Source organism: Thalassotalea sp. LPB0316 (assembly GCF_014898095.1).
In the GTDB taxonomy this organism is placed as follows: domain Bacteria; phylum Pseudomonadota; class Gammaproteobacteria; order Enterobacterales; family Alteromonadaceae; genus Thalassotalea_G.
In genome coordinates, this window is sequence record NZ_CP062946.1 from 3,233,053 (window position 1) to 3,254,588 (window position 21,536).

Here is a 21,536-nt window from a genome sequence, read left to right on the forward strand (position 1 = left end):
TGAGTTTCATAAATATTTTGAGATTGTTGAGTGGTGTGAAGAAGACTGATTCGTGTAAAAGAACCTAGAAGCTAGATAGTCAGAAACACACACGATTCCTTCATCTATCTGGCTAATCGCTTTTATGGGGATCTTTAGCATGTAGCTCTGTGACATTTTCTGGAGCTGACAATGAGAACCCCTTTGTTACCTTGGTTCATCCTATGGGTGACCATCCCAATCATTATTTTCTTTCTATTCATCTTGCCCGCCCATGCCAGTGATGGGCAATTCTATCAGCGTGGTCAGGAAGGCTGGTTTTGGTATCAGGTCATTCCTGAGCCAGCGGAGGCTGAAGAGCTTATTAAGCCGGAATCTGGTGTCGTGGAGTCCAGTCAGAGCGAGCTAAAGCCCTTCAGTGCTGCCTGGTTTCGTGAGCACATGCAGTCGTTTATGGACAAGGCAATTGATGAGCCGACGAATGAGAACGTCAGAGCCTATCTGTACCTCCAGCGCGTCATGATGGATAAGGGCTCACAGTTTGCTGATGTTAGTCAGCAGGTGGTCATGGGCGATCCTGTTTTGGATGAAATCAGTCGCAGACCCTTGGCGACCTATGCTGCCAATCGGATGGACCGTGAAGCTGGCGCTCAACGGGAGGTTGCTTTAGGTGAAGTAGCAAAGCGAGCTGGCTTGTTCTTCTTCTATCGTTCGGATTGCCCTTACTGCCACGCTCAAGCGCCTATCATCGAATCCATGGCTTTAAACTACGGTTTCGAGGTGTTTGCTATTGCTGTCGATGGCATGCCTTTACCCGGTGGAGAGTTTCCCAATTACAAAGTCGATTCAGGACAAGCACAATCCTTGTCCGTTACGACTGTCCCTGCCGTGTTCTTAGTTGACCCGCCTAACGTTATTACTCCGATTGGACAAGGAGCAATGAGCCTTGATGAGCTCAATAATCGAATCATTCTCGCAGCCCATCAAGCCGGTTGGATTGACGATCAAACTTACTATGCCACCAGACCTGTTCAACCCGGCGTGTCACTCGCGATGTCAGCCCAAGAGCTTAACGAAAAGATATTACAGGACCCTGAGTTCCTTGTTCGCTATCTGCGTGCACAAGGAGGGTTATAACAATGAAAAAAGTATTACGAGTATCGCTAATCGCCTGTGCGATTGGTTTTTCATCTATGAGCCAAGCAAGCTTGCAACAGGAGATGAACCAGTTGTTTGGTTCAATGACCAACACCACTGCGCCTGGCGTATTTGAGAGTCAACGGCGTGGTGTGATATCTGGCGGAAGCGTTGTTGTTCGTAACAGGATCATGAACGAGAACCTCGTCTCTATGGTGCCACCGTCATTCCAAGCCGGTTGTGGCGGCATTGATATGTTCGCGGGAAGTTTGTCATTTGTTAACGCGGATCAGTTTGTTCAATTACTTCGCTCTGTTGCTGCAAACGCCAAGGGGTATGCATTCCAATTGGCGCTCAGTGCTATGTGTGAGAAATGCTCACAGCACATGGAGACACTGCAAAAGAAAATCCAGCAGTTGAACGAGTATTTTGGTAACTCCTGTCAAATGGCTCAGGGAGTCGTGAACGATACCCTGGCTGCTTTTGGTAAAAAGGGGCAAACAGAAGCCAGCATGTTGAGCTCACTTAAAGGGGCTGGGGACATTTTTACCAGTTGGAGTGAGTCCAATGGTAAGAACCCATATGAGAACGCTTCGAGTGTCGCGGCATCTGATGTAAACAGAACGATTAAAGGTAATTTGGTTTGGCGAGCACTGAAACGTCATTCGGCATCAAGCTGGTTTGCATCGGGGGATGACCGTTTTCTTGAAGCAGTTATGTCGGTGACTGGTTCGATCATTGTTGGTGATCTAGCTAATGCCGCTGATGGCCAAGGTAAAGCCCCGAAACTGACCAGACTGAATGGCAATAAAGTGACTATTGAGCATCTAATTCACGGCGGTAACGTCGCTATGTACCGATGTGACACAGTGACACAAGACGGCTGTCTGAGTCCGACAATCACTAACGTGACCCTGACGGGGTTATCAACCCAAGTAGAAAATTTACTTCTTGGTACAGGTTCCAGTAACGGCATTATTTTTAAGTTTGCTCGAAATACAGGAGCTGCTAGCACCACCGAAAAGGCTTTTATGACATCGGCTCCTGCGAGCATTGGCGGCATGATTCGAACACTTTCTGCATTAAATGAAGGGGCTGCTAGGTCGTTTGCTTCACGAGCGGCGCCATTTATTGCTGTTGAGATGGCCCGAGCATTGGTTGAAGACATGCTCAATGCAGCTAGAAGTACCTCTGGTGTAGAAGATCATGCCTATGCGAAGTTGTTAACTGAAGACCTTGAACGTGCACGTCGCCAAATCAATGAGGAATACGCCGCGTTACAGCGAAGATACGGCTCAGAGCAAGAATTGCTGGCGCACTTTAACCAAGTGATTCAGACCATTCGCAAACAGCGTTATTACACCGTTAAATCTACGGCGTTGGGGGAATAGGTCATGTGGGAAATCTATTCCATCGGGGATTCGGCTTTTTTAGAGCAGGTCCTGAACGCTGTCGCGATGATCACTGGTACAGGCGATTTCACTTCAATGGTTCGCATTGGCTTGCTCATTGGGGTATTGATGGTCTCTGTTCAGGCCTTAATGCAAGGTGGTCGTGGGATTAACTTTCAACATGTTTTAGTCTCATGGCTAGTCTTTGCAACCATGTTTGGGCCCAGTACCCGAGTGAGCATTGAGGATGCGTACACGGGACAAGTTCGAGTGGTTGATAATGTGCCCATCGGTGTTGCTGCCGCAGGTAGTACGATTTCGACTGTTGGCTTTCAAATCACGCGATTGTTTGAAACGGCGTTCTCAACTCCCGCCATGACGGAATACGGCTTTGCATCCAGTTTACAGTCACTGATTAAAGTGAGAAAACAGGTGATGGATCGCTCTGGGTTGGGTGATGCAAATCGTGTCGCCGGTTCGGACATCGAGCAATCGTGGTTTAACTACATCAAAGAGTGCACCTTGATTGGTATCGACATTGGCCAAAAGAACCTCGATCAGGTGCTGAGTGATCCTAACCCGATGACTGCGATTAGGTTTGATTCGCGCATTTATGGCACTCGAATCATGCTCAGTGGTAGCAGTAGCGATCTGGACTGCACCGATGCCTACAGCCAACTGAAACTCATGACAGAATCAACCTTCATTCCAAGGCTTAAACAGGTTCTGTCGGCCTCATTGGGAACTTCGTCAGCAACGGATACTGATGACGTGATCCGAAATGCACTGAATAACCTTGGTTTGGATTCGGTTAACATCCAAGAGTACATGACCGCGTCGGTGCTTTTGCCTATCTATGAGCAAAGCGTGACGGGCAAATATATGGATGATCAAGCTTTCACCGCCGCCGTTATGGTTAACCAAGCGATTGAGCAGCGCAATACGCAATGGGCGGCGGAGCAGACCCTGTTCCAAAGCATCGTTCGTCCGATGATGACGTTTTTTGAGGGTTTCATTTACGCCATCACCCCATTGATGGCCTTTGTGATTGCCCTTGGCCAAATCGGGATGCGAATGGCCGGGAAGTACTTGTTAATCCTGCTTTGGATTCAACTTTGGATGCCTGTCATGGCCATCATTAACCTGTATATTCATTTAACCGTTGCAGGGAAAATGTCGGCTCTTGATGCATTTGCAGGTACAGAAGTGCCATCTTTTGCTGGGATGATGCAGATGGATTCAGTGCTGCAAACCTGGATAGCTACTGGCGGCATGTTGGCGTCGAGTGTTCCGGCGATTTCGCTCATGCTTGTGTATGGCTCAGCAATAACCGCTACCCACTTGGCTGGACGTCTTCAAAACGGTGATGCCATTGATGAAAAGATGGCAAGTCCAGATGTCTCGAAAAATGCCCCGGTGATGCAATCACAGTCAATGTTCCAAAATTCAGCCCTCACTGGTTCTGCTATGACCGGCGCGTCAAACCTACTTAGCAGTTTCTCTGTCGGAAATGCGGTGGGTTCAATGGTCGGCTCTGCAAAAGAATCCATGACTCAGGCAACTCAAGCCTTTAGCCGTCAAGTTGGCAACACCATGAGCCGAACTTTTGGTGAAAAGCTAAGTTACGACAACCTTTCTTCGGTTGGACGTCAGATTGGTTCTTCTAATTCCGCATCTAGCGCCGTTGTTAATCAGGTCACTGATGACCTGCAAACACGGTATGGTTTCGGAGACGATAAAAAAGACGCTGTACGTGGCTTGGTATCGGGCGTGTTATCTGGCGGACTAAGGGTTGGTGGCGATGGAACCATTACTAATCCCGGTGAGAAAGAAGTTGCCGATAAGGGTTTTCTTGGGAGGCTTCTTGGAACGGGAGGCAATGATTCTCCACAAGGTAATTTGCCTGGAGTTGATAAGCCAGATTCATCTCGTGTACCAAAACTATCAAGGGTACGAGCTGGGTTGGATCTAGGTGGTAACTTTAGTGGCCAAGTTGAGTCGTCAGAAGGCAGTTCTCGGTCTACGACCGCAAATACGCTCACTGGGGAGATGCAAAGCTTGGCATCGAGTGATTCACGACGTGCTGAGTTTCGCGATGCGATGGTTAAGGACCTTTCAGATTCAAGACGCTCTGGCGTTGAGATGTCGTTGTCTAATCAAGACTATCAGTCACTTCAGAGTTCAGCACAAGACGTTATCACGGCATCAAACCGCTTTAGTGAGCTTGATCAGGCCAGCTACAGTCTATCAGGACAAAGGAACACGGATGGTGCGACGTTAACTCGATTAGCAGCGGATAATCCTGAAGTCATGGATTATTTAGGTCGCTATATGAACCAGCATGTTGAAGCAGGTAACCGATTACGTGAAAACCTTCCAATGTATCAGCGCTTGCTACCTGATGATAATCAGGCGTATGTGGCCGCAGCTATGGAGTCTTTAACCTATAGCAACTCCTCGACGCCCGCTGAACGAGACAATGACTATCAAGCAGCAATGACTGTTATGGCCATGGCTACCGGAGCCGATTTACGATCTATTCAGCCACGCTCTAATGAAGGCTTGTCATCAACTGCACCTACTTTTGGTGGCACTCAAAGCCAAGTGGAATCGGGTGTATTGGGCGGCTACGAGGATGCTGCAACTGTTCAAACTCAGTTCAACGCAGCTCAATCAGCTTACCAAACTAATTTGTCTGGTGTTGATGGACAACTAAATGCGCATCAACAACAAGCCCAACAGGCCGTAGTTTCTGACACAAGTACCTATCAATCTGGACTAAACAGTGAAGCTGGCTCTCAGTGGCGATCTCGCATTATGGCTGATGATAGCGGAGTTTCTGGTGCTGAAATGTTCTTCAACAGCGCCAGTGCTATTGGTGACTTCAGTGGCAAGCATACTGATGCAGCACTGCATACCTTGAATCACTTTGGCGAAGACTATGAGAGTTACAAGGAGCAAGCACTTGAAGACCCTAGCTCACGAGGTTTCTTGCACAATGCAACGGTGGCCAGTAAATCAACCTGGGATGGCTTAAAAGCAGCCGTTGACGCCGGAACCTCTTTGGAAAACCCATTGACGGCGTTTAATGATGCATACAGTGGATCGAGTTCGCAGTATGCCTCCGAAGTAAACTGGGGTACTAAGTCTGAAGCCATGTTGGCTGGGGCATTCGGTGCGGCAGTTAACAATCGATATGGTGAGTTCTTAGAACAGTATGCCGATGATTTTAAACAGGAAGCATACAGCGAAGGGCAGAGAATGGGATTGACCCCGATTCAAAGTCAAGTGTTCGCTCAAGCTTTCAATGAAGGTTTGGCGGGGCGCGTTTTCAACTCTGAAGACTCATCGAGTTGGTCGCCTGAAATGCTAGGTCTAAGGGAGCAAATGCTAAATGAGTATCGTCAAAAGGATGAGAGTGGCGCTTACATTCCTGACAGTGTGTCCGAAGAAGATAAAGCATTTGTGGATAAGCAGATAGCGGTGATCTCAAATGCATCGCTTGCGGGAGATTATGCTCAGAACAACTTGATCGATATTAGGGCTTATAACCAGGCATCAGGAAGGAACTGAAAATAGAAGGTAGCCAGCTTGTGGTTGGCTGGCTATTTTTTTGGCTTTTTGGGATACCTTGGATAAAAGCCATCAAAAAACGAATGGAGCTTATACCAATACCATTTTTCTTCAATGCTCAAAGTTCTACCCGAATCTTTAACTTGGCTACTCAAGAATCTAATTCCAGTGCAAATAGCTAAGAAAAAGAGTCCCAAGCCAACAATTGTCCAACTCGCTTGCCAATATGCGATTGCTACAAGCATAGTGATTATGGCTATAAGTCCGATGGGATTACAGGTCGCTTTGAATCCCAAGTAGCTGAAAAAAACGACGGTGCAGAACAGAAATGGCAAAGCCGCTAACTTGGCAGATGCCGTTAATATTTCTGATGGAAAGAAATGAGCCGCAGCCAAAGTCGCCAGAAAAAGCCCCAGTGATATAAACCAGCAGCGTGCTGGTAAAGATTTAAGTAAGTTTGTCATCTTCTTAGTACTCTCAAAGTGCACAGACGGTGCACAATCAAATCATGCATCAGCATGTTAGTTCTGAAAAAGTGCTCTAGTGGTTTGCTCGGCCATAATCTCACACACAGGGCATTTAAGCTGAATGCGCTGTTGAGATACCGTCAAATACAGACTGCCGCATCGACACCGGTGTAAGGATGCAAGCTGTGATCTTAAATCACGAGCTAGAACCCAACCTTCATTGATGGTCAGTTTTTTCCAGGGGATCTCAGCTGGAAGATCTGCTTCTTCTCTTGCAACCAAATACGCATCGTAAGCCTTCATCAAAGCATCGATATTTAATTGCTTGTAGACATTATCACCACCAATATTGACATAAAGCGCCATAAGCAGGGAGCCTTCAACTAATGCTCTTCTGCTTTTGACGATGGCATCAGATTCTGGCAATTGACCAGGACAAGGTGACTTGCCAGTCACTTCTTTATGGAGCCTTCTGATAATGTGGATTGGCAAACCTGTATCGAGCGCGATAATGGTTGTTCGAAATCCGTATTTAATAAGCAGCGAGGCTCGGGTAAATAGCTCACTTTTGGACAGGTTATCAATCATGCATCCCCCTTGTTGTTTAGGGTTGATAATAAATAAGCGATTCTTGGGATACCTGTGCCTTTGCTCTTCACCATCTCAATCAGTTGGCTTTGGTTACCCCTTGGTTGAAACAGCATGAATGATGAGGTCGCCACTCGTTGCAGGTCATCAACACCAGCATTAATCAAAGCATCAACCACGTCGCGTGTAAGTCCAAAGCGCAAGACGGCCTCTTGCGGATCAATTCGCGCTAATTCTCGTGCTGCGTGTAGGTACGCCAAATTTAATTGATAGAAGTCTTGTTGATTGGTTGTCATTGACGGACCTCCAGTTCATGTAAAATATTGCGATAGATAGAAAGCACTCTTTGCCCATACCAGCGTGCACGCTCTTCGTTCCAACTGTGATAGCGGCCTATGCCAAGCTCTAAATCATTTGGTGAAGACTTGATTGCTTCGGCCAAAATACTTGAGCCGACCGTAAGGTTGGTGATGGGGTCTAGCAGTTCCGCTGCTGAGCTCACCCGATGCCCATGCCAATGCAAATTGATTTGCATAAGGCCAATATCGAGCTGATATTTTTCAGTCTCTTGCAGTGCTTGGTTTAACAGTTTCTCTGCTTCTGTCTTAGATTTGGCGTAGGTTGCGTTTGAACCATTGCGAATTGCGTATGGCCATGGACTGGTCATGTTAAGACCTCGATGTGAGGCCGACTCAGCCAAGGCAACGGCGTAGAGCATGACTGGATCAATACCAACACTTTGTGCTGCTTTTTCCCACTGATAGCCCGGAAACGCATAGACTGAAGTGCTTGCGGACATGGCTATCACTAGGGCAACGGTTTTTGCTTTAATCGTTTTCATTTTTGTCCTCTAATTGATTTCCGAGAAGCGCCTGAATGGCTTTCGGGCTTATTCTTTTCAAAGGCACTGCGCTAAAATTGGCGATGCCTCTCGTGTAAACTTGTGCCGCTTTTGACCAGTCACCTACGGCAACAGGCGCTTGCATATCAAATCCTTTTTGCTGGTTCTGATGGTCTGCAATACCCTGTAATAGCCTTGGGTATTCACCCACTTCGTCCCGCAGCAAGTAAGCCTGGTAGCGTGTTAAAAACTCTTTTTGCTTAAAGGGGTATTCCCTGTCATCAACTTTGCAGAGTTCAACCCATCCCCCCATGTCTGAAATCACGCGGTGGATAAGTGCATCGTCAAACATCACGGATGTCCAAGCGCCAACCTGACGAACAGCCTTGTCAACTTTGTTCCAAGCAACCATGGCTCTTGAACCCGAGTTGCCATCGATATGCTTGATGACGTCAGCGGGCTTTGGAAAAAATTGCCCAGTATCCGGTGATTGAATATGCCGAGTCAGACCGATTCGCACTTCTTCAATGCTATAAGCACGAAGGGCTTCAAATGCGATGGATAGCAATTGCGGTGATAAGCTTTTGCCATACATGGCCCAAGCTGCTCCCCAAACTTCAGCAAACTCGCGTTTATCAACCTCCTGCACTTGAACGAACCTCCCGAATACCTGGTCCGGCCCAGCTTTCAGCGATGCGACGATTGCTTTCTTCAATATTCAATTGGTGATTGCTGCCCTTTAGGCTCGTCGATGATTGCTGTACTTCATCAATGCGAACGTACTCGTCTTCCCATTGCCGGTTTAAAAGCCAGTTATGTGGCATAGGGGTCTTAGTCCGATCTTGATACTGCAATCGGTTGTCTCGTTGCTCTTTCCAGCGTGTTAGCACTTCCAAGGCGAGTTCATGGTCTTCATTGAGGCCCATGCGTAGCCATTCTTCTTTGGCTTTCGCTTTTTTTTCTTTGCGTATTTGTACATCCCAGAAGTCTTCAAACTGTATGTGGTCAACAGTTTTAACTGTTGGTTTATTGCTTCTCTCAGAGTCATCCGACCGTTGAGAGTCCCTTACCGGGTTGCCATCAGGCATAAACAATGATGAAAATTCTTCTGGTAGCCGAGCTTGAAAAGCGGCAAGAGATTTCAAAAGCGATGCCATACCAACGAAGTCGGCAGGTACATCTTTAAGTAACCGAAAGGCAGCCTTACCTTGGTTCGGGTTTTCGATTGGGTTGTGCTTCAGAAAGCTCCGAATCAAAGTCCAACCGGATTCCTCGCAACGAATGAGGAACTGATCTTGTTCTAACTCATTTAGAGCCTTGGCAACCTGTTGCTCATCCCAGTTCAAGTCAGAAGCAACGTAACCAATCGGTAATCGAAAGCAGCCAAGCAAATTACAATGTGGGCATGTAAGCAAATACAGTCCTAGCAACTTCGCTGAGTCACTCCAGGACAAAACGTTTTGCTTTAGCCAAAAGCGGGTATAGACCTTGCCATAATCACGCATGGAGGAACTCGCTTTTGTGTTTACGTAAAATGCTGACCATTATTTGCCCTTAATCCTACTGGTTACTGGCTTTCAGCTCGCTTGGGCATTCGGGATAGATGTCCGGTCTTAACTGGGATCGGGTTACCTGTCCTTGCGTAGCTTGTTCGATGGGTAAAACGAATTCAGCGGGAACACGCCCTGATTTATTCAACCAAAACCAGACGTTTTGCTGTTTTGAGTTGATGGCTCGCGCTAATGCTGATTGCCCGCCTACCAAGTCAATGGCACGGCGGAGATGTTTTTGTGTCGTGTTGAACACTTCCATACCGTCTCCTGTTACAATAAAAACTGTTACAAGATTGAATGTTACAGTTTAAACTGTAGTTAAGTCAACAGTTAAAATTGTTGAAAGGCTACAGTTTTATTTGTAGAATACGGGCTTATGAAAACTTTATCCGAACGACTAAACCATGCCTTGCAGCTTACTGGGGTGACTCAGTCTGAGTTGGCTCGTCGCATTGGTATCAAACAGCAGTCGATCAGCCAGATTTGCTCTGGTAAATCGGCTAGGTCTCGTTACACCATGCAGATCGCGGAGGCGCTTCGCGTGAATGCTCATTGGCTCGCCACAGGTGATGGCGAGATTGGCTTGGGGGTCGGTAATGTAGAAGTCGGGCCTGATATTAAGGGAAGAATTCCTCTCATTAACTGGGTTCAGGCCGGTGATTGGACTGAAATAGCGGAGGGATTTGCCCATGAAGATGCTGAGGAGTGGCGTGAAGTCACTGGGAAAGCACATGAGGGTTGTTTCGCACTTCGCGTAAAAGGCGACAGTATGGAAAATCCAAGCGGAAAAAAATCCATACCTGAGGGGGCAGTGATCGTTGTTGATCCTGAGTTACCTTATTCTTCAGGTTCATTGGTTGTTGCGCGTTTGGATGATTCGAAAGAAGCAACCTTTAAGCAGTTAGTTATTGATGGTGAACAGAAGTACCTAAAACCTTTGAACCCGCAATACCCTGCAATACCGATCAACGGCAACTGCACCATCATCGGTGTAGTACGACAAGCTATCATCGATTTCTGGTAGCGAAGGAATTTGTGGTTTAGCCACAGTTGTTCATGAGCTGAAGAAGCAACGATTGCAAACAGCTACAACTGAGCATTGGCGCACGCTGAGAGTAAATGGTAACCGATTAGATAACCATTGATTGTTTATAAAGTCAAGATCAGCGAAAATAGCGGCCAATTACGATTAACACGACGGATTTGACAAGCGAAGAACTGAAAATAGAGTACTTCCAAAAGTGTGTACAAATCCGTGTACAAACTAAAAGAATTTATACATGGCAAACCAAGATTTTCTTAATGAAATCAATAAGCGAAGGACCTTTGCTATCATCTCGCACCCCGATGCGGGTAAAACAACGATCACCGAAAAGGTGCTTTTATTCGGTCAAGCGCTACAAAAAGCCGGCACTGTAAAAGGTAAAAAGTCAGGTCAGCACGCCAAGTCTGACTGGATGGAAATGGAAAAAGATCGCGGGATCTCGATCACCACCTCGGTTATGCAGTTTCCGTACAACGACTGCCTAGTCAACCTGCTCGATACACCTGGTCACGAAGATTTCTCTGAAGATACATACCGCACACTAACCGCGGTAGATTCGTGTTTAATGGTTATCGATACGGCAAAGGGTGTCGAGGACAGAACCATTAAATTAATGGAAGTTACTCGCCTGCGCGATACCCCGATTATTACCTTCATGAACAAAATGGACCGCGATACGCGTGACCCTATGGAAGTCATGGATGAAGTTGAAGATGTTTTAAAAATAAAATGTGCCCCCATTACTTGGCCAATTGGCATGGGTAAAGAATTTAAAGGTGTGTATAACATTTTAACTGATGAAACGATTTTGTATCAGTCAGGCCAAGGCCATACCATTCAAGAAAAGCGAGTGATTAAAGGTTTAGACAACCCAGATCTCGATGCTGCGATTGGTAGTTTTGCCGACGATTTACGCGACGAGTTAGAACTTGTTGTTGGCGCTTCTCATGAATTCGATCTCGATGAATTCTTAAAAGGTGAGTTAACACCGGTATTCTTTGGTACCGCTTTAGGTAACTTTGGTGTAGACCATATGCTAGATGGTTTAACCCAGTGGGCACCAACACCATTACCACGCAAAACCGATGGCCGCGATGTTGAAGCAACCGAAGAAAAGTTTTCAGGCTTCGTCTTTAAGATCCAAGCGAATATGGATCCAAAACACCGTGACCGCATAGCGTTTATGCGCATTGTTTCAGGCAAATACACCAAAGGCATGAAAATGCGCCAAGTACGTATTGGTAAAGATGTAAAAATTGCCGATGCTGTAACCTTTATGGCAGGTGATCGTGCCAATGTTGAAGAAGCCTATGCCGGTGATATTATTGGTTTACACAACCACGGCAGTATTCAAATTGGTGATACCTTTACCCAAGGTGAAGAAATGAAGTTCACGGGTATTCCAAACTTCGCACCTGAGATGTTCCGCCGTATTCGTTTAAAAGATCCGTTGAAGCAAAAGCAATTACAAAAAGGTTTAATCCAGTTATCTGAAGAAGGCGCGGTTCAAGTATTTCGACCGCTCAACTCGAACGATATGATTGTTGGCGCGGTTGGTGTGCTTCAGTTTGAAGTGGTCGTGCAGCGTTTAAAAACCGAATACAACGTTGATGCGATTTACGAATCAATCAGCATCGCAACTGCCCGTTGGTGCACTTGTAAAGACGAGCGCACATTGGAGCAGTTTAGAAAGAAAGCGTTTGATAACCTCGCGCTTGATGGCGGCGATAATTTAACTTATATCGCACCAACGATGGTCAATTTGAGCTTGGCGCAAGAGCGTCACCCTGATATTGAGTTCCATCAAACCAGAGAGCATTAATTAAAGATTCCCGCCTGCGCGGGAATGACGAAAAGATATAACGCCATTTCTGCCTTCGTGGGAATGACGAGTCAAATAACCGTCATTTCTGCCTTTGCGGGAATAACGAAAAAATATAACGTCATACCGCACTCGATGCGGTATCTCATGCGCAATAGCAAAGAGAAAGTGATTACGAAATGAATATTAAACAACTACTATCAGACATTGTATTAAAAGCAATGGTCGATGCAGGCTTACCACAAGACACGAACCCTGCCGTGAGCCAATCAACGAAACCACAATTTGGTGATTACCAAGCGAACGGCGTCATGGGCGCAGCTAAAAAGCTAAAAACCAACCCGCGAGAATTAGCTACTAAAGTTGTTGAAAGCTTAACTCCGGCATTAGTTGATGCAGGCATCGCTGAGAAAATTGAATTAGCTGGCCCAGGCTTTATCAATATTCATTTATCAAAAACTTGGTTAGCAAGCGCTCTGGCACAAGCGGCTAACGATGAAAAACTTGGCGTAACACAGCGTGCAGAGCCACAAACCGTAGTGGTTGACTATTCTGCGCCAAACTTAGCAAAAGAAATGCACGTAGGCCACCTGCGCTCCACGATTATCGGTGATGCAGTCGTTCGCGCACTAGAATTTAGAGGCGATAAAGTGATCCGTCAAAATCACATGGGTGATTGGGGCACACAATTTGGGATGTTATTAGCGCATTTAAGCGATAAATTAGCCGCTAATGAAGTTGCGGAAACAGCCCTAGCCGACTTAGAGAACTTCTACCGCGAAGCAAAAGTGCGCTTCGATGAAGAAGACGGCTTTGCCGATCGCGCGCGTGAATACGTCGTAAAACTGCAAAGTGGTGACGCCGATTGCGCAACGTTATGGCAACAATTTATCGATATCTCAATTCACCACTCTGAAGAGATTTACGATAAGTTAAACGTCACCTTAACCCGTCAAGATATCATGGGCGAAAGTGCTTACAACCCAGACTTGCCTGCTGTTATCGACGAACTTATGGCAAAAGGTATCGCAGTAGAAGATCAAGGCGCAAAGGTTGTGTTCATTGAAGAAATGGCTAATAAAGATGGCGAACCTTCGGTCTTTATCGTACAAAAATCTGGTGGTGGCTATCTTTACGCAACAACCGATTTATCAGCTTGTCGCTACCGTTCGAATGAATTAAACGCAGACCGTATCATTATTTTTACTGATGCACGCCAAGCGCTTCACTTTAAACAAGTTGAAATTGTTGCTCGCAAAGCTGGTTTCTTGCCAGAAAACGTTGCCTACGATCACTGCCCATTTGGCATGATGATGGGCGACGATGGCAAACCATTTAAAACCCGTACTGGCGGCACCATTAAGTTAGCAGACTTACTTGATGAAGCCGTTACTCGCGCAACCGAGCTCATCAAAGAAAAGAACCCAGAGATGCCAGCAGAGCAACTTAGCGAAGTTGCTCAAAAAGTCGGTATTGGCGCGGTTAAATTTGCCGATTTATCGAAAAACCGCACCAGTGATTACATCTTTAACTGGAAAACTATGCTGAGCTTTGAAGGTGCAACTGCGCCTTACTTACAATACGCGTATTCACGTATTCAAAGTATTTTCACTAAAGCTGGGGTGAAAAGTGAGCAACTACCTAGCCAAGCAACGATAGTTGAACCACAAGAAAAAGCATTAGCACTTAAATTGCTACAGTTAGAAGAAGTGCTCGACGCGGTGATCAGTGATGGCACACCTAACTTGTTATGTAATTACTTATACGAGCTTGCGAGTCTTTACATGAGCTTTTATGAAGCCTGCCCAATTCTCAAAGACGGCATTGACGAAGAGACCAAACTTTCGCGTTTAGCCCTTTGTCATGCAATTGCTAATACCTTAGAAAAAGGCTTAGACATCTTGGGTATTGAAGTCATGGAGCGCATGTAGCATTAACTGCATAATCTGATTACACTAAAGGCTATCAAATTTGATAGCCTTTTTATTAGCCTTTTTATTAGCCAATGACCATGTTTTTTACCGACAGCCATTGCCATTTTGATTTCAAAGCGTTCGACCAAGCGCGTGAGTCAATCGCGAAAAGCTGCTTAAACCTTGGTGTGCATCAACTGATAGTGCCGGCTATCGCACCAAGTAATTGGCATCAAGTATTAACCCTTTCAACAGCAACTCCACTCAAACTGCACAAAGCACTTGGTATTCATCCTTGGTTCTTAAATGACTTAACAACAGATCACCTTGATCAATTATTAGCCTTATTGCTGCAATACAAAGATAGCTTAATCGCCGTCGGTGAAATAGGTATTGACGGAAAAATAGCGGAAGAGCACGATAACCTGAGCAAACAAATCGAGTTTTTTGACCGCCAATTAACTATTGCCAAACAAGTACAATTGCCGGTAATCATCCATCATAGAAAGTCCCACCCTTTATTGGTCGAGCGGTTAAAAGCCAGTAAGTTCGACGGCGGTGGGGTTATTCACGCATTTTCAGGAAGTTATCAACAAGCCAAACACTATCTTGATTTGGGTTTTAAATTGGGGATTGGTGGTACAATTACTTATCAACGCGCGCAAAAAACGCTCAACACAGTCCGTAAACTACCACTCGACGCCATAGTATTGGAAACAGATGCCCCGGCCATGCCTATTTTTGAGCAATCAACTGAGCACAATAGCCCGCAAAATATCCCAGTAATTTTTGATTATCTGGTCAAACTAAGAACAGAGCCGAAAGAAATGATCGCTCAACAGATCGAAAACAACATCAATAAAGCCTTTTGTCTTTAATTTTTATTTCTTTATAAAACAATAACCTAAATTATCATCAGTACAGACATAGGCGATTAAACACACAAAACAGTTCATTTTTGAAAGCAAAGATGAAATAATACACACTCAATTACAAGTAGTAAGGTTGAATTATGGCGACTTCAGAAGCGAATCAGACACAAATCAATGAAACAGCAACTGAGCACAAGGTTTCATTGGAGCAACAATTAGCAGACGCAAACAAGCAAATAGAAGAGCTTAAACTGCAAATTTCATGGCTTGAGCGTTCATACGAATAATTAAACCAGACCTATTCATTTGTTATTAGCGAGCCTTTAGTGCTCGCTTTTTTTTGCTCATTTGAAAACTAAAAACAAAATATTTCATCGCAACTTTCAAATTTAGTCGAACGTTACGGCTTAGCGCTTGCCACTTTAATTGCTTTATGACGTGCCTTTGAAAAGCTTTTTGCCAGCAAGAAACCAACAATGCCGGTGAGAATTAATAGCAACCTAGCTTGCTCAAAAAGCTCGTTATTCGCTTGGTTGAGCGAGCTGGTGATCATCTCGTCTTGCAAGGTAATACGGACATAGCCCAATAGTTTGTCGGCGCGAATTTCACTGGTAAAGCTCGTCTGCTTAACGGCTACATCATCAGTTAATCTTGCTTGGGTACGCTCAAGAATTGCTTGTGCTTTTTCTGAGTTAATCAGGGTTTGTCCGGTAACATCATAAAATACGACATCGTGGATAAACGCTTGCTCACTTGTTCGCTCAGCCAGTAATGTTAACGCTTTTTTATCACCGCGCTCGAGCAAAATAGCAGCACTGGTCACAAGTTGTTGCAGTTGCAGTTGCCCCACCTGCTGATAATGCTGATGAACATTGTTTTTAGACTTTTGATCGCTAATAAAATGAATATTCAAGACAACAACGATAAGCACAACCGCTATAGTTAATTGCAGAATTTTATTATAAATCGGCGATATTTTAAGGTATAAAGGCATCTCTATTCGTTTCTTAAGATGAAAAATATTCGGCAGCCAAGCAAAATCTCTCAAGCTGTAGCTTAACTATACTGGCTAAATGATGTTTTTAAAATCTAAACGCAATAAATAATATTAAAAGGTTGTAGAAGAATATGTCGATGTTTGAGTATGAAATTAACGCGTTAGAGCAGTTATCAGTAAAACAAATAATTGATTGTAGTAAACCACTCACCAAACCATTAGCTTTTTCACTCGATACTCAACACCTGCGCCTTACCAGTAGCATAGTAGCTACCGAGCGAACACCAGTAGCTAAAATAGATGACATTCAACCACTAGAACAAACAAGCGCCACGCTAGTTGTCTTTTCAACGCTCAAACTTGCTACCTTGGTTAAACTCCAAGACTGCTGTCAATTAAACTTAATGAATATTGAGCAAATAAATCAGCGCAATGGCTTAACCAGTATTCGCTTTGGCATAACCTGCCAAGATATTAGCTTTAGCAGGCAACTGCTGGCTAGCTTTAATATCCAGCACAATATTGAGGCTGCCATTACTCAGCACTCACCGAGCTTAAGTCAGCCAGGTCTACTCGTTATGGATATGGATTCAACTGCAATTAAAATTGAATGTATTGATGAAATTGCCAAACTTGCCGGCACCGGTGAGCAAGTAGCGGCGGTAACGGCTCAGGCAATGCGTGGCGAATTGGATTTTAAACAAAGCTTATATCAACGTGTTGCAACCCTAGAAGGCGCTGATGAAGCGATCTTACAAACTGTACTCGCCAACCTTCCATTAATGGAAGGGCTGACTGAACTTATTGCTACTCTGCAAGCAAATCACTGGCGTTTAGCCATTGCTTCTGGCGGTTTCACCTACTTTGCTGACCACTTAAAAGCGACGTTACCACTCGATGATGCTTTTTCTAATCAACTCGAAATTATTGACGGTAAACTAACCGGAAAAGTGCTAGGTGAAGTAGTAGATGCGAATAAAAAAGCAGACGTACTGGTGATGCTCGCGGATAAATATCAAATTCCGATGAGCCAAACTGTCGCCATTGGTGATGGCGCAAATGATCTAGTCATGATGGCCAAAGCGCAACTAGGTGTTGCTTGTCACGCGAAAGAAATCGTCCAACAAAAAGCCCAAACCAGCATCAATAAAGCACCACTTGATACGCTATTGCACTGGCTTGATTAGCAATGATGAAAGAAACTACTGACTGGCTTGTTCGGCAATGTACATTTGATGTCTGAGCAATGCCTCTTTGGTGATATCAAACAATTCAACAACGCCTGCAACACTCCAAATATCTTGCTCTAATTGCTTACCTCGGTGAATGGCATATGAGCCGATATAGCTTAACTCTGGATTTAAAAAGTCCATATTAGGCCTATCGACACGTGAAAGCTTGGTCTGTAAACAAAATAATTGACCACGCTTTAATGCTGTGGCGATAAACATATGGCGTAATTTATCGCTACTTAGCTCAATATCAAACTTAGTGATTACCGCTTTTTCAACTGACTTAATACTGGTGTCAATTGACACATATAAAATACCGTGCACAGGTAAATCAGTACTTTGTAAACGCTTAAGTGCCGCAGTTAGCATTTCAATCGCGTTGTGATGACTAAGTAGCGGGAATAGATTGATCCTGCGTCGCTGGTCACTAAGGGTTCGGCAAACAGAAACAAAATTTGAGCTATCGTGATTAGCGACAACAAGCTCTGTTTTATAACGACTGCCACTTGTTTGCACCAACAGCTGTGGAATATCTAGTGCACTTGAATATATATTAAGCAGTGCCTTACTTAAGCCCGGGATAGTTAAGGCATATTCATCAACCTCGAGCTTATCTCTGTTTTTACTGATCAGCAGCTTAAAAAAGCTCCGACCAATATGCTGATGTTGCTCAACGTAAACCTTTAAATTAATAATATTTTTCTTTTTATTAATGCGAACCACTTCATAGGGTAACTCGCTTAAATTAAAAGCTTTGGTAATTTTTTGCAGTTTAGGAAAAGTCAATTTAACGACATCACCGCGTTTTAACATCGCCTCTCGATCAAGTATGATTTTTAATCCAGACATCGAAAAATCTTCAGACTTGCCTTGCCACTTTACGCCGCCCGCCTCAACGGTTGCTGGCGTTTGATATTTAAAGCGAGACTCAGAGCGCTGGTTTAAAAAACTAATGCCAACAGATTCTACTCGTTGATTTTCTGCACTGCGTTTATGGCCAAAGCCCTTGAGCATTTTCTTATCAATGTCTTTGTAGTTATAACGCTTGTACTCTTCTTGTAAACTTAAGCACGTGAGGTCATGAGCAACAATACAATAAGGCAAATTATCGACTTCGTTGTAGACATCGTCCGATGGCGGGTCCATCAGGTATTGATCTTTTGTCGCTAGTGAATTAGACAAGGTCAACGAAGCATGAGCCTTATCCCGATCAACGTCAAACAGCTTTATTTCAGTAATGGCAAACGATTCTTTTGATGCGGCAAAACCAATAAATTTGCGCATAAAGGCTTTATCTTGCTCCAGCTGCTTATTGTCAGCGGTATAGAAGAATTGTTGGCCATTACTTTCATGAATAAAGCTATATACCAATAAGCTTTGACCTATTTTTTTGGCCATTCTCAAACGCGCAATGCGCTCTTGTGTAAGTAAACAATCAATCGTTGAAAATTGACGTTCATCTTGCCAATACTGATATAGTGCTTGGTTGTTGTGGCCTGTTAATGCATACGCGGGGCGATACTTACCGTCAACTGAACGAACAAATATCGGTAGCTCATTAATTTTTGGCAAGACAAATTGCTGATAGCTACGCGCCTTAATGGCCGTAATCGTATTGTCTAAATTGATCTTGTATCGGCGTTTATTACCTTGAATAAAGCCCTTTAAGAATTGCTTGAAGCCATCTTTATCTTGACCTTTTTTATAAACCCTCTCCATGCCAACTAGCTGAACTTTATCAACTACCTGCATGTTTCTGATCACATAGTCAAAAGCGTTTTCTTTGCCAAATTGAAATTCTTGCTCTAAACCAACAAACTGAATAGTTAACGTTTGGCCAACCTTTAAAGTTTGTTCATCAGTCATCCGCACTTTAACACCGTCAACGCTCATATCTGAGGTTGTTGCCAGTAAGATATCATTGGCGTTCACTTCTACTTTTACCGGAATGGCAAAGTTCATGCGCTCTTCTTTGCGATTGAAATATGGGCCTAGAGTTACAACCTCTGCAGGGTATTGCGTTTTATCTAAGATGCGCTCTTGGTCTTGAGCTTGAGCGGAATCTACCTTTGCCTTCTCACGCTGATAGATTACCCTAAAATTGTTGTCAGTATTCTTAACTGCCTCATACACGCCAAAGGTATACGAGCCATAACTAGCAATGCTTTCTTTAAAGGTTTGGATCGCAACATCATCGAGAAAATGTGTTTTACCATCGTATTCAAACATTTTACATTCGCCATCAACCAAGCCTCGTAAGTCGACCAAACGAGTACAAGGTTGCGCCAGCCGTTTCACTTCCATCTTTAGTAAGAAGCGATCACTGGTCGGTAAATGTTTTGTTGCCGCATTATATTTAGTTTCGAAATCAGCCTTAAATACCTGACCTCTAAACTGATCAATAATGCGATTATATTTTGTTAAGTCTTTTGACATTGACCTTAAACTAACTCATCAACTACTGCGTTAAACGCATATCATTATCTTACAATCTTAACAAAATCAACAAGCAATATGCGTACCTAAAGCAAATAACCGAGAAATAACTTGCTCTGCATCGCTAATGTTGAACAAAAATAGCCAAGCTCATTAACGAGAAATAACTATACAGGCAATAAATTGACAGTAGCTTGCCAGTTGCATCTTATACCCGAAACAGCGACACTAGCGCGATAGAAATCATTATACGAAGAAAGGTGATAGCGCCAATGGCCAAAGCGGCAAAAATCGAATTTGTTTGTACCGATTGTGGAAAAAATTATACCCGTTGGCGTGGTCAATGTGAGTGTGGCGCTTGGAATACACTTGCAGAGATGAAAACATCAGCGGCCAAAAAAGCAACAAGTACCAAGTCAAGTGCAGCGGCTGGCTATGCTGGTATTGCTGGTGGTGGTGCCAAAAAAATAGATGAAGTGGTATCACTTGAAGCAGAAAAAAAACCAACCGGCATAGGTGAGCTCGACAGAGTATTAAGTGGTGGTGTCACCACAGGCTCAGTCAATATCATTTCTGGTGATCCCGGCGCTGGTAAAACTACCTTGTTATCTGCACTTGTTGCTCGCATGTCACAAGATGTCGCATCGCTTTATTGTACCGCCGAAGAATCGTTATCCCAGTTTAAAAATCGCGTTCAACGGTTAAAGCTCGATTATCAAGTAGACAACCTCTATTTACTATCTGAAACAAGTGTCGAGCTGATCATTGAAGAGCTCGATAAACATCAAATCAAATTTGCCGTAATCGACTCGATTCAAGCTGTCGTTACGGAAAACGCCAATGGTAGTCCTGGCTCACCATCACAAGTAAAAAGCGCCGCCCAAGCGTTAACCCAATATTGTAAACAAAATAACGTGACCATGTTTATCATTGCTCACGTCAATAAAAACAACGAAATTGCCGGCCCGCAAACCTTAGTTCACATTGTAGATGCCCTACTTCACATCGATACCAACGATGGCCAAGTAAGAACGCTAAGAGCGAATAAAAACCGCTTTGGTGATATTGATACCGTTGGTATTTTTAAAATGACAGAGCGCGGCATGATCAGTGTTGATAACCCCAGTGAAATCTTTTTGTCGGGTTCAACCACTAACTCTCCGGGCTCCGCCATTACCTGTATTCGCAAGGGCAACCGCAATCTGCTACTCGAAATTCAATGTTTGACCACGGAAATAGAATCCGAATTCCCGCAACGCGTCTGTGTCGGCTTAAACATGAACCGAGTAAAAATGCTAACCGGTATTTTGCGAAAGCACACCAAAACCAAAATTTTTCACGATACCTTTTTCAATATTGTTGGCGGGTTAAAAATTGATGAATCTGAAACCTGTATCGATTTAGCTTTAGTCACCGCGCTACTGAGCTCACTCAACGATTTTGTTGTCCCGAGAACGACTTGTATTATGGGCGAACTCAGTTTAAATGGCGATGTCCGGCCTATTGATAGTGGTGTACCCAGAGTAAAAGAAGCGGCACAACACGGTTTTGAACAAATTATTATTCCACACCGCAATTACCACAAATCGATGGAAGGTAGCGGTGCCCGTATTATTCCAGTAAAAACCATTCACCAATTATTGGAAATCATTCAATAATCGCCGCAAGCGCCTTAAACAGGGGAAGCAAA

At 44.3% G+C, this 21,536-nt stretch carries 19 protein-coding genes; 10 read left to right on the forward strand and 9 right to left on the reverse strand.

Translation table 11 applies throughout. The features are described from left to right. Nucleotides 1-171 precede the first annotated feature (171 nt). From LP316_RS14585 to LP316_RS14595, 3 genes are read left to right on the forward strand one after another with little or no spacing between them, the layout of a single operon-like run. Entirely contained in the window at nucleotides 172-1,116 is a 945-nt protein-coding gene (locus LP316_RS14585; protein ID WP_193021843.1) for a thioredoxin family protein, read from the forward strand. Between the two features lie 2 nt (nucleotides 1,117-1,118). Continuing rightward, on the forward strand, nucleotides 1,119-2,507 hold the full coding sequence (locus LP316_RS14590; protein ID WP_193021844.1) for a conjugal transfer protein TraH: 1,389 nt from the start codon (nucleotides 1,119-1,121) through the stop codon (nucleotides 2,505-2,507). 3 nt (nucleotides 2,508-2,510) lie between these two features. Further along, the gene (locus LP316_RS14595; RefSeq protein ID WP_193021845.1) at nucleotides 2,511-6,080 is read left to right on the forward strand and encodes a conjugal transfer protein TraG N-terminal domain-containing protein; all 3,570 of its coding nucleotides are present in this window, start codon (nucleotides 2,511-2,513) and stop codon (nucleotides 6,078-6,080) included. Nucleotides 6,081-6,112: 32 nt separating this feature from the next. Here LP316_RS14595 and eexS read toward each other — a convergent pair whose 3' ends face one another. The 7 genes from eexS to LP316_RS14630 are packed head-to-tail and all read right to left on the reverse strand — an operon-like array spanning nucleotide 6,113 to nucleotide 9,788. Continuing rightward, nucleotides 6,113-6,544, reverse strand: a complete 432-nt coding sequence (eexS, locus tag LP316_RS14600; protein WP_063527794.1) for an entry exclusion protein EexS — start codon at nucleotides 6,542-6,544, stop codon at nucleotides 6,113-6,115. 57 nt (nucleotides 6,545-6,601) lie between these two features. Then, complete coding sequence (locus LP316_RS14605) at nucleotides 6,602-7,135, reverse strand: FlhC family transcriptional regulator (RefSeq protein ID WP_193021846.1); 534 nt, start codon at nucleotides 7,133-7,135, stop codon at nucleotides 6,602-6,604. Further along, complete coding sequence (locus LP316_RS14610; RefSeq protein WP_000210563.1) at nucleotides 7,132-7,431, reverse strand: flagellar transcriptional regulator FlhD; 300 nt, start codon at nucleotides 7,429-7,431, stop codon at nucleotides 7,132-7,134. Before LP316_RS14610 ends, LP316_RS14605 begins: the two co-directional genes overlap by 4 nt. Then, nucleotides 7,428-7,976 (reverse strand): lytic transglycosylase domain-containing protein, encoded by a 549-nt coding sequence (locus LP316_RS14615; protein ID WP_193021847.1) that lies wholly within the window; start codon nucleotides 7,974-7,976, stop codon nucleotides 7,428-7,430. The genes LP316_RS14610 and LP316_RS14615 overlap by 4 nt, the downstream gene beginning before the upstream one ends. Further along, nucleotides 7,963-8,625 (reverse strand): DUF6475 domain-containing protein, encoded by a 663-nt coding sequence (locus LP316_RS14620; RefSeq protein ID WP_226960753.1) that lies wholly within the window; start codon nucleotides 8,623-8,625, stop codon nucleotides 7,963-7,965. The genes LP316_RS14615 and LP316_RS14620 overlap by 14 nt, the downstream gene beginning before the upstream one ends. Beyond that, nucleotides 8,612-9,481, reverse strand: a complete 870-nt coding sequence (locus tag LP316_RS14625) for a hypothetical protein (RefSeq protein ID WP_193021848.1) — start codon at nucleotides 9,479-9,481, stop codon at nucleotides 8,612-8,614. Before LP316_RS14625 ends, LP316_RS14620 begins: the two co-directional genes overlap by 14 nt. 55 nt (nucleotides 9,482-9,536) lie before the next feature. Beyond that, a complete protein-coding gene (locus LP316_RS14630) occupies nucleotides 9,537-9,788 on the reverse strand; it encodes a helix-turn-helix domain-containing protein (RefSeq protein ID WP_000451746.1) in 252 nt (83 codons plus the stop codon). A 117-nt stretch (nucleotides 9,789-9,905) separates the two neighbouring features. On the opposite strand from LP316_RS14630, the gene LP316_RS14635 reads away from it, so the two are divergent. From LP316_RS14635 to LP316_RS14655, 5 genes are all read left to right on the forward strand, one after another. Further along, complete coding sequence (locus tag LP316_RS14635; protein WP_000854920.1) at nucleotides 9,906-10,553, forward strand: LexA family protein; 648 nt, start codon at nucleotides 9,906-9,908, stop codon at nucleotides 10,551-10,553. Between the two features lie 256 nt (nucleotides 10,554-10,809). Continuing rightward, entirely contained in the window at nucleotides 10,810-12,396 is a 1,587-nt protein-coding gene (gene prfC, locus LP316_RS14640) for a peptide chain release factor 3 (protein WP_193021849.1), read from the forward strand. 179 nt (nucleotides 12,397-12,575) lie between these two features. After that, complete coding sequence (gene argS, locus LP316_RS14645; RefSeq protein WP_193021850.1) at nucleotides 12,576-14,327, forward strand: arginine--tRNA ligase; 1,752 nt, start codon at nucleotides 12,576-12,578, stop codon at nucleotides 14,325-14,327. Between the two features lie 80 nt (nucleotides 14,328-14,407). Beyond that, nucleotides 14,408-15,187 carry a TatD family hydrolase gene (locus LP316_RS14650; RefSeq protein WP_193021851.1) on the forward strand — a complete coding sequence of 260 codons (780 nt, stop codon included), beginning with the start codon at nucleotides 14,408-14,410 and terminating at the stop codon, nucleotides 15,185-15,187. A gap of 134 nt (nucleotides 15,188-15,321) precedes the next feature. Further along, nucleotides 15,322-15,468, forward strand: coding sequence for a hypothetical protein (locus LP316_RS14655; RefSeq protein ID WP_193023930.1), 147 nt, complete (start codon nucleotides 15,322-15,324; stop codon nucleotides 15,466-15,468). A gap of 113 nt (nucleotides 15,469-15,581) precedes the next feature. Here the strand turns inward: LP316_RS14655 and LP316_RS14660 are convergent, their stop codons facing one another. Further along, complete coding sequence (locus LP316_RS14660) at nucleotides 15,582-16,175, reverse strand: AhpA/YtjB family protein (protein WP_193021852.1); 594 nt, start codon at nucleotides 16,173-16,175, stop codon at nucleotides 15,582-15,584. A gap of 140 nt (nucleotides 16,176-16,315) precedes the next feature. Between LP316_RS14660 and serB the strand changes: the two genes are divergently transcribed. Further along, complete coding sequence (serB, locus tag LP316_RS14665; RefSeq protein ID WP_193021853.1) at nucleotides 16,316-17,365, forward strand: phosphoserine phosphatase SerB; 1,050 nt, start codon at nucleotides 16,316-16,318, stop codon at nucleotides 17,363-17,365. 15 nt (nucleotides 17,366-17,380) lie between these two features. Here the strand turns inward: serB and LP316_RS14670 are convergent, their stop codons facing one another. Continuing rightward, nucleotides 17,381-19,846 carry a PilZ domain-containing protein gene (locus LP316_RS14670; RefSeq protein WP_193021854.1) on the reverse strand — a complete coding sequence of 822 codons (2,466 nt, stop codon included), beginning with the start codon at nucleotides 19,844-19,846 and terminating at the stop codon, nucleotides 17,381-17,383. A gap of 272 nt (nucleotides 19,847-20,118) precedes the next feature. Between LP316_RS14670 and radA the strand changes: the two genes are divergently transcribed. Then, a complete protein-coding gene (radA, locus tag LP316_RS14675) occupies nucleotides 20,119-21,504 on the forward strand; it encodes a DNA repair protein RadA (protein ID WP_193023916.1) in 1,386 nt (461 codons plus the stop codon). The last annotated feature ends 32 nt before the right edge of the window (nucleotides 21,505-21,536 follow it).

Excerpts from the sequence above, each read along its gene's own strand:
- radA (WP_193023916.1), top strand. The coding sequence starts at position 20,119 with ATGGCCAAAGCGGCAAAAATCGAATTTGTTTGTACCGATTGTGGAAAA.
- prfC (WP_193021849.1), top strand. The coding sequence starts at position 10,810 with ATGGCAAACCAAGATTTTCTTAATGAAATCAATAAGCGAAGGACCTTT.
- LP316_RS14635 (WP_000854920.1), top strand. The coding sequence starts at position 9,906 with ATGAAAACTTTATCCGAACGACTAAACCATGCCTTGCAGCTTACTGGG.
- LP316_RS14630 (WP_000451746.1), bottom strand. The coding sequence starts at position 9,788 with ATGGAAGTGTTCAACACGACACAAAAACATCTCCGCCGTGCCATTGAC.
- serB (WP_193021853.1), top strand. The coding sequence starts at position 16,316 with ATGTTTGAGTATGAAATTAACGCGTTAGAGCAGTTATCAGTAAAACAA.
- LP316_RS14605 (WP_193021846.1), bottom strand. The coding sequence starts at position 7,135 with ATGATTGATAACCTGTCCAAAAGTGAGCTATTTACCCGAGCCTCGCTG.
- LP316_RS14615 (WP_193021847.1), bottom strand. The coding sequence starts at position 7,976 with ATGAAAACGATTAAAGCAAAAACCGTTGCCCTAGTGATAGCCATGTCC.
- LP316_RS14650 (WP_193021851.1), top strand. The coding sequence starts at position 14,408 with ATGTTTTTTACCGACAGCCATTGCCATTTTGATTTCAAAGCGTTCGAC.
- eexS (WP_063527794.1), bottom strand. The coding sequence starts at position 6,544 with ATGACAAACTTACTTAAATCTTTACCAGCACGCTGCTGGTTTATATCA.
- LP316_RS14660 (WP_193021852.1), bottom strand. The coding sequence starts at position 16,175 with ATGCCTTTATACCTTAAAATATCGCCGATTTATAATAAAATTCTGCAA.
- LP316_RS14610 (WP_000210563.1), bottom strand. The coding sequence starts at position 7,431 with ATGACAACCAATCAACAAGACTTCTATCAATTAAATTTGGCGTACCTA.
- LP316_RS14595 (WP_193021845.1), top strand. The coding sequence starts at position 2,511 with ATGTGGGAAATCTATTCCATCGGGGATTCGGCTTTTTTAGAGCAGGTC.
- LP316_RS14625 (WP_193021848.1), bottom strand. The coding sequence starts at position 9,481 with ATGCGTGATTATGGCAAGGTCTATACCCGCTTTTGGCTAAAGCAAAAC.
- argS (WP_193021850.1), top strand. The coding sequence starts at position 12,576 with ATGAATATTAAACAACTACTATCAGACATTGTATTAAAAGCAATGGTC.
- LP316_RS14585 (WP_193021843.1), top strand. The coding sequence starts at position 172 with ATGAGAACCCCTTTGTTACCTTGGTTCATCCTATGGGTGACCATCCCA.
- LP316_RS14590 (WP_193021844.1), top strand. The coding sequence starts at position 1,119 with ATGAAAAAAGTATTACGAGTATCGCTAATCGCCTGTGCGATTGGTTTT.
- LP316_RS14655 (WP_193023930.1), top strand. The coding sequence starts at position 15,322 with ATGGCGACTTCAGAAGCGAATCAGACACAAATCAATGAAACAGCAACT.
- LP316_RS14670 (WP_193021854.1), bottom strand. The coding sequence starts at position 19,846 with ATGTCAAAAGACTTAACAAAATATAATCGCATTATTGATCAGTTTAGA.